The sequence below is a fragment of the Paenibacillus tianjinensis genome (genome assembly GCF_017086365.1).
GTDB lineage: Bacteria > Bacillota > Bacilli > Paenibacillales > Paenibacillaceae > Paenibacillus_AQ > Paenibacillus_AQ tianjinensis.
The window spans coordinates 3,280,362-3,296,896 of the sequence record NZ_CP070969.1; the positions used below are offsets into that span (position 1 = coordinate 3,280,362).

Sequence of the window (16,535 nt, forward strand, 5' to 3'; positions counted from 1 at the left end):
CAAAAACAATATAATAACAAGTTATTTATTTATGAATAATGCTTAAGGCTGTTGCAGCAATAATTTGAGTACAAAAAAAGCCGGGGAACTGTTTCGTCCGTCGGCAGTTTGAAGTAGGTTGACATAATGTATGTTATGTTACTTTGTTGCTGGTGCTTCCATCATTGGCATGCTGATTTGCAGTCTGGCCATCGCTTCTTCCTTCTCGCGGCTCGTGATATGTGTATACACTGTTGTCGTTTGAATAGACGAGTGACCCAGCAGCTCCTGAACTGTACGCAGATCCGCACCCTTGCGCAGCAGCATAGTAGCGAAGGAATGCCTCAGCTTATGACTTGAATAGGGGCGGCGGTGCGCCTCAGGTACACCATTCTGAAACCGTCCGAATGTATTGGCTGCGATCCCCTGGATACCACGGATGGAGAGCCTCCGGCCTTTTTGGGAAATGAACATCGCTTCCTCTTTGCTGCGCCATGGGTTTAGCCGTTCTTTTATTGCCTGCTCCAGATAAGGGGCTACATCCTCCGGAACCGGAACATTGCGCCATTTCCGCCCTTTCCCGAATACACGGAGTAAGCGGCGTTCCGCGTTGTAATCACTCAGATTAAGTGTATGAACCTCCCCTACCCGCAGTCCCATATACGACATGAGTAAAAAGACAGCCAGATTGCGGCTGCGGTATTTACCGTCTATAGCAGATAAAAACCGCTGCAGGTCGCCTTCATCCAGATAGACAGGTTCCCGGTTCTTTTCTGTTTTGGATTTCTTGATGCCTGCCGCCGGATTCACGCTAAGCAGCTCAAGCTCAATCAGTGCTTTGAACAGGCAGTTAATCGAGGCATGTTTGCGGTTACGTGTAGCATCACTCACTCCTCGTTCACGAACAGAAGTCAGATAGGAGACAACATGAAGTTTTTTGACGGATTCAAGTGGCTTGGAGTTTAGGCCCTCCAGAAACTCGCGTACATCAGCCAGATAGGATTTCTGTGTATATGCTGTATAACCGGCATCTTTCATCCAGATCAGAAAAGCTTCCAGCTCTTCCTCATAGTCTGATTCTGAATTATTCATCACTATCCCCCCATTTCCGGATTCCTATTGTACCATAGACATAATCCCTGTAGAATCCTTCTCATTCCTAATTCACCACACGTAAATCTCAGCTGTTGGCCGCCTCTTCCCGCCACTTGACAGCATGCGTCTGGACTATGTTTATGAATTCATTAAGTGCAGGTGATATCCATTTTTTGTGATGATAAACAATCTGCGTAGCTACACGCTGTGCCTCATCATTCCAATTCAGCCGGACCAGCTTGCCCTCTGCCAGCTCACTTCTCACCGTTATCAGCGGCAGGAAGGAGATACCCAGTCCCGACATCACACACTGCTTAATCGCTTCAATACTCCAAAATTCCAGATTAGGATCGGGAAATACGCCATGACTGTTCAAATGACGCTCAAAAAGTGTCCGGTAGGTGCAGCCTGTTTCGGTATGGAGAATGGTTTCATTTTTTAGATCCGTCGGTTCTACCTCCGCCGCATTCATTAGCGGGTGATTCAGCGGTGCTATCATTGTCATGGCCTCATGAATCAGCGTTTCACATTGTAAATCCTTATACTCCGTCTCAGGCTGAAGCAGAAAAGCAAGGTCAAGCTCACCTGTTCGGACAAAATCAGTCAGCTCCCAGCAAGCGCCGGGCTTCAGCGTAATCTGAACCTGAGGATGACACCCGCGGAATTCCTTAATAATTCCCGGCAGCCGGAAGGCCGCCAGCGATTCAGGCGCACCAATGCGCAGTACACCGGACAACTCCGTCTCTGAGCGCAGCGCATCGCGCGCCAGCGAATGCATCCGCGAGATTTCCTGCGCATAGGGAAGTAAACGGCGTCCGGCATCGGTGAGCATGATCTTTTTACCGATCCGGTCAAATAAAGGCTGGCCAAGCTCAGCCTCCAGGGACTGGATTTGTGCTGTAATACTGGACTGGGCATAGTCCAGCTTCTGGGCAGCCCGCGTGAAACTGCCAGCTTCCACTACAACCAGGAACGTGAATAAATGCCGTGATTCCATAGAACGTTCATAACCCTCCCCTGTTTCATGCTATTATCGGTATTTTGAATGGATAGTATTTAATAATTCCGTTTTTCCAATGGATTCATTATCTGATACTCTGTACTTAAATACAAGGAAAGCGGGACTATTATATGAAGGAAAAACATTCACTGGAACGTAATATCGGGATGCCGCAGGCGATTGCCCTCTACATCGGCGCCGTCCTTGGATCGGGCGTGCTGATTGTTCCCGGTCTGGCGGCGGAAATGTCCGGACCGGCTTCGCTGCTGGCCTGGGGGTTCATGACCCTGCTCATTCTGCCCCTGGCGCTATCCATGGGACTGCTCTCCGCCAAATTCCCGAACGCAGGCGGGGTGTCCTATTTCGTCACACTGGCCTTCGGCCCGAAAGCCGGAAGCCTGGTCGGCTGGTTCTTTCTAATGTCCGTTCCAATCGGCGGGCCGGTGGCTGCTCTGACTGGAGCCGGTTATATGACGGCAGCCCTTGGCTGGGGTGACAGCGTCAGAATCACGATAGCTGCAGGGATGCTGGCCATCGGACTGATCACGAACTGGATCGGCATGCAGGTAGCGGGCAAAGTACAGATCGCTGTCGTAATCGCCATTATTGCCGTTTTAGTCTTCTCCTTCGCCGCAGCACTGCCACGGATGGAAAGTGTACATTTCACGCCATTTATGCCACACGGTTGGACCAGTGTCGGGCAGTCGGCGGCTATTCTTTTCTGGTGTTTCATCGGCTGGGAAGCGGTATCCCATTTGTCTGAAGAGTTTAAGGACCCGCAGCGGGCCGCGGTTAAAGGCGTCACCATTGCCGCCATTATCGTCGGAGTCCTCTACTTCCTGTCGGCACTGGCCACCGTCGGCACCCAAAGCTACCTCCGGGGCGGAGCAGACTCCTCGCTGGTCTGGATCATCAGCCAGCCGCTGGGTTCATGGGGCGGATTCATCGCGGGGCTAACGGGGCTGTTCATCTGTACAGCCACGATTATTGCTTATACCGGTGCAGCTTCCCGTGTGGCGTTCGCGTTGTCCCGCCAAGGATATGCCCCGAAATGGATGGGGAGCTTATCGGAACGGTATCATACGCCTACCGGGGCTATCAGGTTTTTGCTGGCCTGTTTTACAGCCGTATTATTCCTGTATGGCAGTGGTCTATTGTCCATTACCACCTTGATCCAATTTCCGAATGCCACTTTCATTTTGACCTATATCGGCGGCTGTGCTGCAGGCATCCGGCTGCTCAAAGGACACCGCCCCGGTGTTATAATCAGCTGGATTTCATTTGCGGCGACGGTGGCTGTGTTCCCTTTTACCGGCTGGGCAATTGGCTATCCGCTGGTTATCACTGCGGTTTTCACAATAATTATTTTACTAAGTCATAAACACGCTTCTATTACTGACCTATCTGAGGTCAAAACCTCACAGGAGAAGTCCAAAGTAATCTAAAAATACGCAAAACCGGTTATCCCATACCAATAGGCCGCGTTGTCCTTAAAATTCAAGGACAACGCGGCCTCTTCTCTTTTCCATTCTCCTGCTATTGAATTTCCACGGCAAAAACTGCTGATGTCTGGTTAAGTGTGTACTTGCCGTCTCCCGTCGTCCATGGCGCAAAATAAGTGTAAAAATATACTCCACTCTCTTTAGGAGCCACCAACGTAATCACGGCAACCCAGATAATCCCACCAATAACTGTTATGGGTTACCCGCCAGCCCGAAACTCTCCGGATTTGCCCAGGTTTTTATGATGGAAATGAACTAAAATGCTTTACAGTCAACATAACTTTGATTATGTTAACTATATAATGTATTTTTCCATAATCAAGAAACTTTATTGTATTCAGGAAGTCTACTTGATATGAGAAGAAATAAGGAGTTGAGCTGCTTGTCAAAATTCAAACTTGGTTTTACTGCATTTCTGGCCTCCGGCCTGCTTGTTTACAGTGTGGCTTCTATAACAGATGCCAGATCATCAATTATCAATCCTCTGAATACCCGCGCTGTCCTTTTCGCAGCTGCAAAGGCCTCCCCATCCCCAAAACCGGCAGCCATACAAGTGCGCTGGCAGGCAAAAGCAGACGGAGGCGGATTCAGTGCCGGGAAACAACCCGTCTCGAACGGCGTCATCTATTATTCCACCAACAACATCCTGTACGCCAAAAATATCAGCACTGGCAAACTGCTCTGGTCTTATAGAAATGCTGCCAATCCGCAAATTGTAACGAATAATTCTGTCTTTGTCTTCGCTAACAGTGATCATCTGCTGAAAATCTCAGCCACTACCGGCAAGCTGATCTGGAAGGTTAAAGTAGCCCAGCTCCCGATGGAAGTCGGCGGGCAAGCACGTCTGATTAACGGGAAAGTTATTTTTGCCAATGAGCGCGGAGGCATTATCGCCTACAATCCCGTCTCAGGTAAGAAATTATGGGAAAATCCAAAGATCCCCATGTATGCGGGGAGCCTCTACGGTGAATATAAAGGCGTTCTAGTTGTATCCAGCACAGTCGATAATATCCGCTCACAATATTATGGTCTGGACCCGGAAACAGGTAAGCAGTTGTGGAGAACCGAAGGAATATATGATCTCATCTCTGTAGATGGAGGGAATTTCGTGCTGCAGAAGCGGGCCGGGGAGCAATACAAGACAGTAACGGCCCCTGTGCCGGGCCATTTGCTGACTCTTGTGCAAATGGACCCCGCAACCGGAAAAATAACAGGGGAGGAAAACTATCAGCCGCTGGATGATGTCAGACGGATAGGCAGCTTCTACACGTTTATTCAAAAGCCTTATACCTATGCGGCAAGTGAAGATGCTGATCAGTCTGAAATTTCGCTCACCCGCTTCACACGCGGCCAAGGGGATTCTGCCTCCAAAAGCTATGACGGATACGGAAGCTGGGTTGCCGGCCCTGTGGAGGGAATGGTATTTTTCCAGCAATGCACCAAATTAACTGGAGTCAATCTCACAGACGACCGCATTGTAACGTTCATTACTCCCTCCAGCAAAATTGTCAAAGTGGAGAAGAAAGATCATTACGTATTTGCAAGCTATGAGGACGGAAGCTTCTCGGTCATGGATGCGGAGTCTGGAGCATCGCTCGGCCAATTTAACACCGGACTATCCTATACTTATTTCGGAAATATAGCTATTGATAACGGAACCGCGCTGATTCGGTTTGAAAGTAAACTGTTCGCAGTCTCTTTGCCGAAATAAAAGAAAAGGACTTCCTTCGAAGTCCTTTATAACTATCTATCGAATCGTCCGCAAATATTCGCCAATTCTCCGGGCAGCCTCCAGAAGCCGTGCTTCATCTTCTACCAAGGCAATTCTGACAAAGCCTTCTCCTTGTGCCCCAAAAGCATCGCCAGGAATGACCACCACGCCGGTCTTCAGCACCAGCTCATGGGCAAACTGCCGTGACCGTCCCTCCAGTTCTGTAAAAGCGTATCCTTCAGGCAGCGGTGCCCAGATGAACATCGTTGCTGCGGGACTAGGGACAGCCCATCCTTCCTCGGTTAGCGCTTCAACAAACAGATCCCGCCGGCGTTCATACAGCGGGGCCACCTCTAGCCGCCCATTCCCCTGCATCGCCAGCTTCAGCGCCAGCACCGCAGCTTCCTGCACCGGATTGAACACACCATAATCTACATTGCTTTTAAGCTCCCTAAGTGCCCCTACGGCTTCACGGTTGCCGGTCATAAAACCGATGCGGCAGCCGGCCATATTAAAGCTTTTGGAAAAGGAATGGAACTCCACTGACGTATGTATTGCTCCAGGCACCTGCAGAATGCTTATCGGCCGGTAACCTCCAAACCCCATCTCGGAATAGGCGAGATCATGAATAATCAGTACATCCCATTTATGAGCGAAGGCAACAAGCTTCTCCATGTAAGCCAGGTCTACGGTTACTGAAATCGGATTTCCGGGGAAGCTGAGCAGAATAAAGACTGCTTCCTGCCATACTGCCTCCGGTATGCTGTCCAAATCAGGCAGAAAGGCATTGTCCTCAAGAAGCGGAAGCGGCCAGGCTCTAACTCCGGCTAGTGCCAGCGCTCCTGTATAAATCGGATAACCCGGGTCAGGTACAATCGCGAGATCACCAGGATTACATAAAGCTAAAGCGAGATGCGCCAAGCCATCCTGCGAACCCATTAACGAAACCAGCTCTTCCTCCGGGTCAACCTCTACCCCAAACCGCCAGTTCATCCACTCCGCTGCCTGCTTACGGAATTCAGTACTTCCCTTGGAAGCCGGATAAGAGTAACTATCCTCTCTAAGCACTGCCTCACTTAAAGCTTGGCGTATCTCAGGAGCGGGTGCCTGATCGGGACTGCCGATTCCGAGATCAATGACATCCAGACCTGAACTCATGGCTTCCTCCTTCCAGCTGGCCACCTCCGAAAAAATCGATGAGCCCAAATGTGAAAGCTTGTCCGATCTCCATTTTTGCCTGGAGGCTGATTTGTCTGTTTTCAAAACTCTCCACCTGCCTGTTTTTGAATCATTATAGCATGGGTCGGGATTAGATGGAGTAAGCCAGTTAGCAAATGGTATTAAATAGTAATTCTCGCTCTTTTTTAACCGTGAACTTGGACACGCCCTGTATTAAAAATCGTTCTAAAACAAAACAGCGTATAATTTATGTTATACGCTTTTTTTTTTGGGCCCAAATGAGCTGCATTTTGACCAAAATGACGAACCATTTAAGCAGGCGATACTCTCAATAATTTTCTTAACAAAATGGAAAGCACGCTTTACATTTATTGTTTTTAATGATATTTTAATTATGGAAAGTATGCTTTCCATCTCGTGATGTGAGGTGATCCTTTGAAAAACAGGCTTGAGGAAATACGTAAACAGCACGGTATTAAGCAGGAGGAGCTTGCAGCAGCGCTTGAGGTATCCAGACAGACGATCGGCTCGCTTGAAAATGGGAGATACAACCCTTCCATCATTTTAGCTTTAAAAATCGCCCGTTATTTCCACTTGTCCGTTGAGGAGATTTTTATCTACGAGGAGGATCAGAAATGAGAAGATCAACGGCTTTCTACGCAGTACTGCTGTTCATCGGAATCTGCGCAATTGTAGCAAGCTTCTTTTTTAACAATGAGGAATTCAAGGCTCTCTCGGGTACGTTGATCGGCATCGGGGCGAGCAGTGCGGGGGTTAGTATATCCAACTTATTAATGAACCGTGCAGCACGCAAAAACCCTGAGCTTGAAAAACAGGCCACCATCGATTATAACGATGAACGGAATACGGTTATCCGTAACCGGGCCAAAGCCAAGGCTGCTGACATCACGCAATGGCTGATCATGGCGATCGCCTATATTACGATTCTTATTTCAGCCCCATTATGGGTGACACTCGCTGTAGTTGTAGTATTCTTGATATACCATTTCATGAGTCATTATCTGATGGTCCAATACCAGAAAAGTATGTAAAAACATAGCAGCGCCAGCCCGCAAATCAACAATACCTTACGGCTGGCGCTGCCCGTGCTTCAGTTAACCGTTATTTCCACAATCTGATGACATCAACCAGCTCATTCCCATTAAAATCAAGTCTGTATACATCCGGTTTGGACATGTTTAGCAGGAAATTCAAGTCGTACTTGTTGTCATAATGATTCATAATCAAAGTCATTACGGCTCCATGTGTGCCTAAAGCTATTTTCCGTCCGTCATAATTCATTAATAACTCTTCTACAACGGCGACAGCCCGGTTCTGACATCCGGCATTCGATTCTCCCCCCGGCAAAGAAAAATCAGGATCAATAAACGATCTCTCCAATAGTGGAACTAACTCCTCATCAGGCAAGCGTATATCTTCATTTAGGAAGATTCTTTCTTTAAGGTCTTCGTATAACTGCACCTCCTGGCCGCTGACCCCAGCCAAATCCTCAATGGTTAGAATCGCCCTTAGATAAGGGCTTGAGACAAACACCTCTATATCTTCTTGTTTCAATAACTCAGTTACTTGATGCGCATCCCTCTTCCCTTTTTCCGTCAAACCTCGGGTTCTTTCATTTTTGCTGCTCTCATTCACTGGTGATTCACCATGTCTTACCATATAAATCGAAGTGTGCATAGCTTCCTCCTGAAATATATTTTTCCGGATGATTAATGAAATACAACTTTCACACTATATTAGTAATAACTGGTATGTCAATGAGGAAGTACTAGTCTTGCCCGGACAGGCATAGGATAGGGTATTACGAGTGAAGGTGGGAAACCTTATGTCCAAGAATAAACGCGGCAAAGCACTCTGGCGGATGCCGTCCCGCAGCAGAGGAACCTGTCCAATCTGTGGAAGCACACGGATTAAACTGCTCTATATCGGCAAAAGTGCCGACGGCGGCAAGCTGGATGTCTGCAAAAAATGTGACGGGAAGCAGGCGGTTTAACCGTATAGCCCCGCTTAACGCAGGCTCTGTATAGCAATCATAGTTAAGGGGAGCACCGTTCCGTAACGGTACTCCCCTTTATTATTACATTTATTCATGCTGCGGTACCCAGTTGCGGACACCGTTATCCTCCAGAATCCCTAAAGTCACATCCGAAATATGCGGGTCAGCCAGCAGCTTGTCCCTCACCTTAAACTTGATATCGTCGGCATCCGCCAGCGATAAGCCCCGCCGCAGCTCGATCAGGCCTTCTATATGATAATAACGCCCCTCCTGCAGAATTCGCATCTGAAAAATATCCGTAACCTGCGGCTCGTCGAAGATGATCTTCGCTACCTTATCCTCGATTTCCGGCGGAGCGGCAACACCGATCAGTCCAACCATATTGTCATAGCCTACACGGAAGGCTACCCCGATCATCATAAAAGCAATCAAAATGCTCGTGATTCCGTCAAGCAGATGAAAATCGGTTAGTGCGGTGACTAGGACGGCGATCATCGCCAGCAGTCCCCCTGTTGTGGCCACCAGATCTTCATAGTAGACAAGCCGGGTCGGCGGGGCAGCCCGCTTCACATTTTTGAGTGAGACGGTAAGCTTGCTCAAGCCTTTGGCTTCAACCCGTGCTTCATGCAGCACTTCATTCATGGCCTTCACCCAGACAAATCCGTCTGCGGCTATCGACAGCAGCAGTACCAGCACATTGATCCAATAACCTCCGGATTCCTCGGCCGGATGCTTCAGCAGATGGAACCCTTCCAGCATCGTTTCATAGGCCATCACCGTTACTACAATTACTGCGACCATGCAGAACAGGTTGATAACCCGCCCGAAGCCGTCCGGGAAGCGGCGGGTAGGCCTTTTTTCGGCCAACACACTGCCTGTAAATACAAACAACTGATTGACGGCATCAGCAATGGAATGCATCATAGTTGCGAACATCGAACCGCTGCCCGTCAAAGCAAAGGCAACTGCTTTAACTATGGCGATGCAAGTATTGCCTATAGCTGCCGATCCGGAGGATCTGTTACCTTTTTTGATCAGGTTTCCAATCGTTTCGCGTTTCTCATCCATAATTCTGGCAGCCTCCTTACGCGTCTGTCCATTTACCGGCACATCCGCTCCGCAAATGATATCCAGTTTGTTGTCCACTCATCCTATGTACTTATTTAACCTGATGTGGACAAATCCTATCACTTGCATATAGAGGAGACTGTCATCAATTGCCGCAATCCTTTACTGAAATCCCGTTTTAATCCACAGCCTGGAAATATCGAGGAACCCGAACGATCCGGTATGCAGGCCGAACAAACTCTGATTGAGCTGCGCCCTCTTATTCATATGGCATCCATAGAGTAGCCATGCATTATCGCGGAGAAGGTCTTCCATCTGCTCGAGCAGGCGGCATCTGCCTTCTTCAGGCAGTTCTGCAAAGTGAGCAAGCTCTTGCTCTATTCTGTCACGCTGGCTGTCTTCCAGCAAAACATGAAGATGATTAGACTTGTTCACAAAATAATTAATCATCCCCCACTGCCAGTCATCCTCCAGCACTTCTTCCGCAAACACAAAATTAGCCTGGCACATGATTTCTTTCAGGTTATAATCCTTGTAATCCAGCAGTCTGAATTGCAGGCCAATCCCGGCTCCGCGCCGCTGAAGCCATTCCGCTTCCTCCCGTTCATCTTTCTTAGGAAGATATCCAAGGGTGATGACTTCACCGCTATAGCCGCTTAAATCAAGCAGCTGTTTCGCTTGTTCAAGTGAAGGTTCAACCCATGTGCTCTTACGGCTTCTCCAGGGAAGGAAACTGTCAGCAGGGGTAATCCGGTTACCTCCGAGTTCTCTGATCAACGCAAGCGGGTGATATAAAAGTCTCATTGCCTGACGAAAATGAAGATTGTTCTGTATTCCTTTTTTACGGAAATTGGTGAGAATGTATCTGCATCCCAAAGCCGGATAGTCAATACTGTTATTAGTGCATGGCTCTGAGGACGGCCGGAATTCCTCTACATCCGGAAGCTGGTAATGGCGTTCACTGACCCTCTGATCCGGCAAATACCAGATCTCAACCCGGTCCAGGAGCGGCCGGATGCCGTAATAATCATCAAATGCAGCAAGCACCAGAACATCATCGCTCAGATTCATCACCCGGTATGGCCCGGTTCCAAGCGGTTTTTCCGCAGAAAATTCCACATCGCAGGGAAGAATCGACATATAAATTGAACTCAGCAAGTGCAGGAAAAAGCGGTTTGGACTGGACAAATCAAAACGGATACGGTGATCCCCTAGCAGCTCTACACCAGTAATGTGACGGAAGTGCCACAAGGCCGGACTATTCTGATCCTTCAGTCGCTGCAGCGTCTCCTTGACATCCCTAGCTGTCATGACGCGCCCATGATGGAACCGCACACCCTTGCGCAGATAAAAAATATAACTGGTATAGGTCTCATTCACTTCCCACATGTGGGCTAAAGCCGGTAAAAACCTGCCGCCGGATGCTTCATAAGTCACCAGTGTGCTGTACATTTGACTGATCAGAAAGGCTTCAAAAGCGGTATATACGCAGGAAGGGTCCAGCTTCTGCATATGCCGGTTGCGCGTGATCCGCAGGACGTCCAGACCCTCAGTCGACTCAGTCTCACTATGATAGCCCATTTGTTTATTCAGCAGGGTCAGCAGTCTTTCCTTCAAAGGACCGTTTACCTCAGGCAGACCGATTAGGTCAATGCCCTGCTTAATCTTCCCCCTGCCGATAAGCTCCTGCAGTGCATCTTCCAGCACCTCATCCACGCTGCGTACAAAGGTCAATTCAGAGATATGCCCTCTGCCTCTTCCCGGCTGCCAGTGGATGAACGACTTTTCTTCTAGCTTGCGCAGGATAAACTTCACATTCCGCGGGGTGCAGCAAAGAACCTCTGCCAGCTGTTCAATACTTACCATCAGGGGCTCATGTATTCTAAAAGGAGTATTAATATCGGCTGCCAGCCGGAGAAAATGAGAGATATTGTTATCCAATATTATCGCTCCTTTAAAGGTGAAAGAGATTATGGAAAACTTACACTTTTATTTCCCCCTTTTATCCTTACAATTATACATAACAAAGCATTGATTAACAGTCCCAAAAATCCGAAAGCAGACTAGGAGATTCACAATGAAACAACATCTACAGCATATTCATCCTTTGGCGTGGACCATTATTATCGGGACCATGTTCGGCCGGCTGGTAACATCAATGAGCATTCCTTTTTTATCCATTTATTTAACCCAGGTGCTCGGAGCTTCCCCGACGCAGACAGGCTTTACAGTAGCGGTTAGCTCGCTTGCAGGCGTATTGATTAGCTTCTACGGCGGGTATATCTCCGATGTGATCGGGCGAAAAATCGTCATGCTGGTCTCTGTATTCGGCTGGGCCTGTGTCTTCTTCGGCTTCTCTGCCGCACAGCATTTGTGGGTGTTCTTCCTCGTAAATACATTGAACGGGATTTGCCGCGCTGTGTTCGAGCCTACCTCACGAGCGCTGCTCTCGGATATTACGCCGCCTGAGCACAAGCTGCTCGTATTCAACCTAAGATACGCCGCCGTCAATCTTGGCGTAGTCTTCGGTCCGATCATTGGCCTTCAGCTGGGTTCAGCTGAGTCGACGTTCCCCTTCCTGATTGCAGGTATCGTCTATATCGCTTATGGACTGGTACTGTTCGCGCAGTTCCGTGTGCACCATTCTACGCTGCCGCAGCGTTCGGAAGCTCAGGCGCCTAAACTGCGCGCAGCACTGGCAACCGCCGGACGGGACCGCATATTCCTTCCTGTGCTTCTCGGTACCATCTTCTGTGTACTGGGTTATGGACATTTCAGCTCTACACTGGCGCAGTATCTGGCGATGAATACGCATTTTACAGATGGCGGGAAGGTTTTCTCCTATATGCTGTCGCTTAATGCAGTGACCGTGCTGGTCGTACAGTATCCGATTGTCCGCACGGCCAGCAAGTTTTCGCCCATTGTCCCCCTAATTCTCGGGAATATCTGTGTAGCGCTGAGCATGCTGCTGTTCGGAATCGCGGGCGGAGTCGCTCTCCTCATGGCCGGTGTCATCCTGTTCACGATCGGCGAAGTACTGCTCTTCACCATGATGGATATGCTGATCGACCGGATCGCGAAGCCGGAATGGAAAGGCACTTACTTCGGAACCATCGGCTTCAACGGTCTGGGCAGCGTTATGGCGCCTATCCTTGGGGGCATGCTGCTGGATCAGTTTGGCGCCTCTAATGGTCCTGCAGTATTCGTGCCGCTGGCACTGACTACCGCCCTCGGACTTCCGTTTCTGATCACTGCCCACAGAAGATTTAAGGCCAGAGAGCAGGCCGAATCCGTAATCGTCAAGCCGACAGGCCTTAAAACGGGCTAATGTTAAAAAAAACCTAGAAATTGAAACAGCGACAGCAAAGGACGGGAAAATATAGTCCTAGGCTGTCGCTGTTTTATTGAATTAAGGTTTTTCGTTAGTAAAAATGATGCAATCATTTCTAGACGCTGCAAAGACTTTTGATGAGTATGACATGGTCCGTGGCATTTACAGTTTGGAGAACATTGCCCCTTTATTAGAAGCGTTTAGCAATTTCCTTAGCTTGTGCGATTGCTTTTTCTTTTATAGCTGGAGCTTGCTCTGATGATGCCGTCCCTTCAACAAAAATTGCCTCAATAGATTGGATCCCATAGAACTTTAATACCTTAGTGAGGTAGCTGTATCCCATTTCAATTGGAGCAAGAGGACCTTCAGAATAAACGGAACCGCTAGCTTGAATGTGTAAGACTTTCTTGCCGGACAACAGACCTATAGGACCATCTTGGGTATATTTGAATGTTTTACCCGGAATAGAAGTCGCATCTGTGTATGCCTTCAAAACCGGTGGGATCGAGAAATTCCACATGGGAGATACATATACGTACTTATCTGCAGCCACGTATTGATTAACAATCTCCTCAAGACGGGCTACTTTTGATTTCTCGGCGTCAGACAGTTGACCGAAAGACAAACCCGATCGAAGCTTTCCCCAACCGCGTAAAACATCGGCATCAAATTGTGGAATATCCTCTTTGTACATATCCAAATGAATAACTTCATCAGTTGGATTGGCCTCACGGTACGCTTCAATAAATTCTTTGCCTACCGTGAGGCTGAAAGATTCGTGAGGATCCAGGGGATGAGCGGTGATGTACAGTACAGTTGCCATAATTAAAACTCCCTTTCTGCAATTAAAATAAAGTACACTTTCAAGGATGATCATATAACATTTACTTACTTATGGTAAGTAGGAACATTAATGTGGTATAGTATTAAAAAAGGTACTGTAATGGAGGCCAATGTATGCAAAAAAAACCTGCCCAATGTCAGTTCGGTGCGGCGTTGGATTCGATCGTCGGCAAATGGAAGCCGATTATCCTTTATCATTTGCTTCAAGGTAAACCTCTTCGGTTCAATGAGCTAAGAAGATTGCTCCCTGGTATCACTCAAAGGATGCTTACGCTCCATCTGCGCGAATTGGAGGAGGAAGAGATCGTTAAACGAGTCATTTATCCACAAATCCCGCCCAAAGTGGAATACTCCATCACGGAATACGGCATGAGCCTGTCGCCGGTGTTGGAAACCTTACATCAATGGGGAGTGACCCATACCGAGCGAAAACAGCTTATAAAGGAGATAAATGAACAAACAAAAACGGACTAGCGTTAAATATAACGTTAGTCCGTTCCATTTGCACCAAGTCATAAAAGATAATGAAAGTGATTCGAGGCCTGTACGGATAAAATGCTTTTTATGGGACAGAACACAGTTGTATCCGGTCTTTTTTTTAAAATATAAAATTGCTTTTACGTATAGTTAACATATTATTTATTATGTAACTTAAAAATATTTTCATAATAAAATATATAGCTCTGTTCCAGATAAATGGCGTATCTCGCCCTATTACTGATACATTCGCTGATACTCCCCGATCCGCTCCTTTATATAAACTCTCACAGTCTGAGGCTCCAGAACCTCAGCATTGGCAGGCAGTGTAAATACTTTCTCACAGGCTTGCTCAAAACTATACATGTTCACTGTTACAATCTGCGAGATCCCTTCTTCCACAGTCTGGATGACCTCGAATTTTGCTGCAATCGCCTGTTCACCTTTATTCGTTCTGACAGTGACCGGATAATATTCCTCTGCCCTCCTGGATTGTTTAAAAGCTTCTTCCCCGCTCTTCCAATACATCTCCAAAGAGAAGCCAGCAGGCAGCTCATAATCCTCTTCGAGCAGCTGTACAGCGCTGGTCCGCTCACATTTAAATGTCCGCAGCGCCTTCGCGCTCTCGCAATAGGCCACCAAATACCACTCCCCCTGCTTCACAACCAAACCGTAAGGCTGCAAGATACGCGTTGAGAGATCCCCGCTCACCTTACGATAATCCACTCTGACTTTGTACCCTTTCCATAGCGCAGTGCGCAGCGTCTCTAGCCCAGGCAGTGCAGGATGTTCGCTCCACCACGGTGTATCATCGAAATAAAAGACATTTTTGGCCTTACGGATATCCGCCTGATAAGGAGCGGGCAGCGTCTTTTCCAGTTTCAGCAGGGCATTATTCAGCTGGATGCGGGACTCACTCTGCCTGCCTGTATGGAAGCCCATACCTGTTAAATAAAGATGAATGACCTCGTCGCCATTCAATTGCCGCAGATTGAACGTATAACCTTCCATCAGGGATATGCCGCCATTCGGACCGGTTGAAGTAACCATTGGTATCCCCGCTTCCGCGAGTACATCTATATCTCTGTAAATAGAACGGACGGAGGTTTCGAGCACTGCCGCCAGCTCGCTGGCCTTCATCTTTCCCCTGGACTCGATGAGTAAGAGAATCGCAATCAATCGGTGCACACGCACAGTTCTTCCTCCTCCGTTAAATTTTTCTGTATGTAGGTTTCACTATTCTTGCCACTCTGCTGTCAACAATAAAAGTATAGTATGAAATGTATCAGAGAGAAGGAGTTGTTGTAAATGAACATTGGCATATTAGGCACCGGATTCGGGGCATATCACGCCTCTATACTTAAGAAATTCCCGGAAATCGGGCGGATGGTCGTCTTCGGACGAAATGAATCCAAGCTGCACAAGTTACAGCAAGAACTAGGTGTTGAGATCACTACCTCTATCGATAAGGTCATCCATGATCCCGGCCTTGATATCATTGATATTTGTCTGCCCTCCTCCTTACACAAACAGTACACGTTGGATGCGCTTCAGGCAGGTAAACATGTATTTTGCGAAACTCCGGTCTGCTTGTCTGCTGAAGATGCCGCTGCAATGAAACATGCTGAAGAACAATCCGGTAAAAGCGTCCTCGTCAACCAGTTCATCAAATTTGATCCGCCCTATCAGTATCTGTATGAGTCGGCGGTGCAGGAGAAATACGGCAAGCTTCTTAAGGTACGTTTACTCCGGGAAACCGCTCCTTTATGGGGAGATTTAGGACTAAGCACCATAACTACGAATTTGATGATTCATGATCTGGATTTTGTAAGCTGGCTGTTAGGAGCGACCGCTCCATCCGGGGTATGGGGCAGTCAAGGCATACAAGATGGACAAGCAGTGGTAGAAGCTATTTTCAACAAAACCAATGTTTCAGCACAAGTCATAGCTTCGTCGTTAATGCCGGCAGCCTATCCTTTTACAGTGGGCTATGAAGCTTATTTTGAACGGGCTAAACTGGAGTTTCATGAAAAAGATGATATGCAGGGCGGTGTGGATATTGCACTTTATGAATACAGTGAAACCGGCAGACAAGAAATTGTCTTAGAGAAAGTTAATCCCTACGAGAAAAGTCTGCAGCATGCGCTGCAGTGTTTCAAAGACGGTTCGGAGTCCATTCTGTCGCTGAAACAGGCGCTGCTCTCTCTGAACACTGCGCTGGAGCTGAAAAGTCTCTTGGCTGTTCCTGCAAATTAAGCGTTTCGCGGTTGCGGATTGGCTAGACACTACGAATTTTTCGTATACGTCTGCGTTACGTAACTGTAAGTCTAATT

The 16,535-nt window shown here is 47.9% G+C and carries 16 protein-coding genes; 8 read left to right on the forward strand and 8 right to left on the reverse strand.

Translation table 11 applies throughout. The annotated features are described in order from the left end of the window. Window positions 1-138: 138 nt before the first annotated feature. Window positions 139-1,071: a tyrosine-type recombinase/integrase gene (locus JRJ22_RS14600; protein ID WP_206100253.1), complete on the reverse strand. Its 933-nt coding sequence runs from the start codon at window positions 1,069-1,071 to the stop codon at window positions 139-141. Between the two features lie 88 nt (window positions 1,072-1,159). Beyond that, window positions 1,160-2,071, reverse strand: coding sequence for a LysR family transcriptional regulator (locus tag JRJ22_RS14605; RefSeq protein ID WP_206100254.1), 912 nt, complete (start codon window positions 2,069-2,071; stop codon window positions 1,160-1,162). A 134-nt stretch (window positions 2,072-2,205) separates the two neighbouring features. Between JRJ22_RS14605 and JRJ22_RS14610 the strand changes: the two genes are divergently transcribed. Continuing rightward, complete coding sequence (locus tag JRJ22_RS14610; RefSeq protein WP_206100255.1) at window positions 2,206-3,519, forward strand: APC family permease; 1,314 nt, start codon at window positions 2,206-2,208, stop codon at window positions 3,517-3,519. A gap of 439 nt (window positions 3,520-3,958) precedes the next feature. Continuing rightward, on the forward strand, window positions 3,959-5,287 hold the full coding sequence (locus tag JRJ22_RS14615; RefSeq protein ID WP_206100256.1) for a PQQ-binding-like beta-propeller repeat protein: 1,329 nt from the start codon (window positions 3,959-3,961) through the stop codon (window positions 5,285-5,287). 36 nt (window positions 5,288-5,323) lie between these two features. Here the strand turns inward: JRJ22_RS14615 and JRJ22_RS14620 are convergent, their stop codons facing one another. Further along, the gene (locus JRJ22_RS14620; RefSeq protein WP_232380847.1) at window positions 5,324-6,550 is read right to left on the reverse strand and encodes an aminotransferase class I/II-fold pyridoxal phosphate-dependent enzyme; all 1,227 of its coding nucleotides are present in this window, start codon (window positions 6,548-6,550) and stop codon (window positions 5,324-5,326) included. A gap of 351 nt (window positions 6,551-6,901) precedes the next feature. On the opposite strand from JRJ22_RS14620, the gene JRJ22_RS14625 reads away from it, so the two are divergent. Next, window positions 6,902-7,105: a helix-turn-helix transcriptional regulator gene (locus JRJ22_RS14625; RefSeq protein ID WP_206100257.1), complete on the forward strand. Its 204-nt coding sequence runs from the start codon at window positions 6,902-6,904 to the stop codon at window positions 7,103-7,105. Continuing rightward, complete coding sequence (locus tag JRJ22_RS14630; RefSeq protein WP_206100258.1) at window positions 7,102-7,518, forward strand: hypothetical protein; 417 nt, start codon at window positions 7,102-7,104, stop codon at window positions 7,516-7,518. Before JRJ22_RS14625 ends, JRJ22_RS14630 begins: the two co-directional genes overlap by 4 nt. Before the next feature lie 70 nt (window positions 7,519-7,588). On the opposite strand, the gene JRJ22_RS14635 is transcribed toward JRJ22_RS14630, so the two are convergent. Next, the gene (locus tag JRJ22_RS14635) at window positions 7,589-8,164 is read right to left on the reverse strand and encodes a histidine phosphatase family protein (protein ID WP_206100259.1); all 576 of its coding nucleotides are present in this window, start codon (window positions 8,162-8,164) and stop codon (window positions 7,589-7,591) included. A 148-nt stretch (window positions 8,165-8,312) separates the two neighbouring features. On the opposite strand from JRJ22_RS14635, the gene JRJ22_RS14640 reads away from it, so the two are divergent. Next, window positions 8,313-8,480: a hypothetical protein gene (locus JRJ22_RS14640; RefSeq protein ID WP_167347615.1), complete on the forward strand. Its 168-nt coding sequence runs from the start codon at window positions 8,313-8,315 to the stop codon at window positions 8,478-8,480. 90 nt (window positions 8,481-8,570) lie between these two features. Here the strand turns inward: JRJ22_RS14640 and JRJ22_RS14645 are convergent, their stop codons facing one another. Together JRJ22_RS14645 and JRJ22_RS14650 are read right to left on the reverse strand one after the other, a co-directional pair. Beyond that, window positions 8,571-9,551, reverse strand: a complete 981-nt coding sequence (locus tag JRJ22_RS14645) for a cation diffusion facilitator family transporter (RefSeq protein WP_206105142.1) — start codon at window positions 9,549-9,551, stop codon at window positions 8,571-8,573. A 162-nt stretch (window positions 9,552-9,713) separates the two neighbouring features. Continuing rightward, window positions 9,714-11,492, reverse strand: a complete 1,779-nt coding sequence (locus tag JRJ22_RS14650) for an ABC transporter substrate-binding protein (RefSeq protein ID WP_206100260.1) — start codon at window positions 11,490-11,492, stop codon at window positions 9,714-9,716. A 136-nt stretch (window positions 11,493-11,628) separates the two neighbouring features. Here JRJ22_RS14650 and JRJ22_RS14655 point away from each other — a divergent pair, with 136 nt between their 5' ends. Continuing rightward, entirely contained in the window at window positions 11,629-12,879 is a 1,251-nt protein-coding gene (locus tag JRJ22_RS14655; RefSeq protein WP_206100261.1) for an MDR family MFS transporter, read from the forward strand. A gap of 193 nt (window positions 12,880-13,072) precedes the next feature. Here JRJ22_RS14655 and JRJ22_RS14660 read toward each other — a convergent pair whose 3' ends face one another. Next, window positions 13,073-13,705 carry an FMN-dependent NADH-azoreductase gene (locus JRJ22_RS14660; RefSeq protein WP_206100262.1) on the reverse strand — a complete coding sequence of 211 codons (633 nt, stop codon included), beginning with the start codon at window positions 13,703-13,705 and terminating at the stop codon, window positions 13,073-13,075. Window positions 13,706-13,839: 134 nt separating this feature from the next. On the opposite strand from JRJ22_RS14660, the gene JRJ22_RS14665 reads away from it, so the two are divergent. Continuing rightward, entirely contained in the window at window positions 13,840-14,199 is a 360-nt protein-coding gene (locus JRJ22_RS14665) for a winged helix-turn-helix transcriptional regulator (RefSeq protein ID WP_206100263.1), read from the forward strand. A gap of 240 nt (window positions 14,200-14,439) precedes the next feature. Here the strand turns inward: JRJ22_RS14665 and JRJ22_RS14670 are convergent, their stop codons facing one another. Beyond that, complete coding sequence (locus tag JRJ22_RS14670) at window positions 14,440-15,396, reverse strand: helix-turn-helix transcriptional regulator (protein WP_206100264.1); 957 nt, start codon at window positions 15,394-15,396, stop codon at window positions 14,440-14,442. Between the two features lie 114 nt (window positions 15,397-15,510). Here JRJ22_RS14670 and JRJ22_RS14675 point away from each other — a divergent pair, with 114 nt between their 5' ends. After that, the gene (locus tag JRJ22_RS14675; protein WP_206100265.1) at window positions 15,511-16,458 is read left to right on the forward strand and encodes a Gfo/Idh/MocA family protein; all 948 of its coding nucleotides are present in this window, start codon (window positions 15,511-15,513) and stop codon (window positions 16,456-16,458) included. Window positions 16,459-16,535: the final 77 nt, after the last annotated feature.

Coding starts and splice junctions, on each gene's coding strand:
- JRJ22_RS14600 (WP_206100253.1), bottom strand. CDS start 1,071: ATGAATAATTCAGAATCAGACTATGAGGAAGAGCTGGAAGCTTTTCTG.
- JRJ22_RS14605 (WP_206100254.1), bottom strand. CDS start 2,071: ATGGAATCACGGCATTTATTCACGTTCCTGGTTGTAGTGGAAGCTGGC.
- JRJ22_RS14610 (WP_206100255.1), top strand. CDS start 2,206: ATGAAGGAAAAACATTCACTGGAACGTAATATCGGGATGCCGCAGGCG.
- JRJ22_RS14630 (WP_206100258.1), top strand. CDS start 7,102: ATGAGAAGATCAACGGCTTTCTACGCAGTACTGCTGTTCATCGGAATC.
- JRJ22_RS14635 (WP_206100259.1), bottom strand. CDS start 8,164: ATGCACACTTCGATTTATATGGTAAGACATGGTGAATCACCAGTGAAT.
- JRJ22_RS14640 (WP_167347615.1), top strand. CDS start 8,313: ATGTCCAAGAATAAACGCGGCAAAGCACTCTGGCGGATGCCGTCCCGC.
- JRJ22_RS14645 (WP_206105142.1), bottom strand. CDS start 9,551: ATGGATGAGAAACGCGAAACGATTGGAAACCTGATCAAAAAAGGTAAC.
- JRJ22_RS14655 (WP_206100261.1), top strand. CDS start 11,629: ATGAAACAACATCTACAGCATATTCATCCTTTGGCGTGGACCATTATT.
- JRJ22_RS14660 (WP_206100262.1), bottom strand. CDS start 13,705: ATGGCAACTGTACTGTACATCACCGCTCATCCCCTGGATCCTCACGAA.
- JRJ22_RS14665 (WP_206100263.1), top strand. CDS start 13,840: ATGCAAAAAAAACCTGCCCAATGTCAGTTCGGTGCGGCGTTGGATTCG.
- JRJ22_RS14675 (WP_206100265.1), top strand. CDS start 15,511: ATGAACATTGGCATATTAGGCACCGGATTCGGGGCATATCACGCCTCT.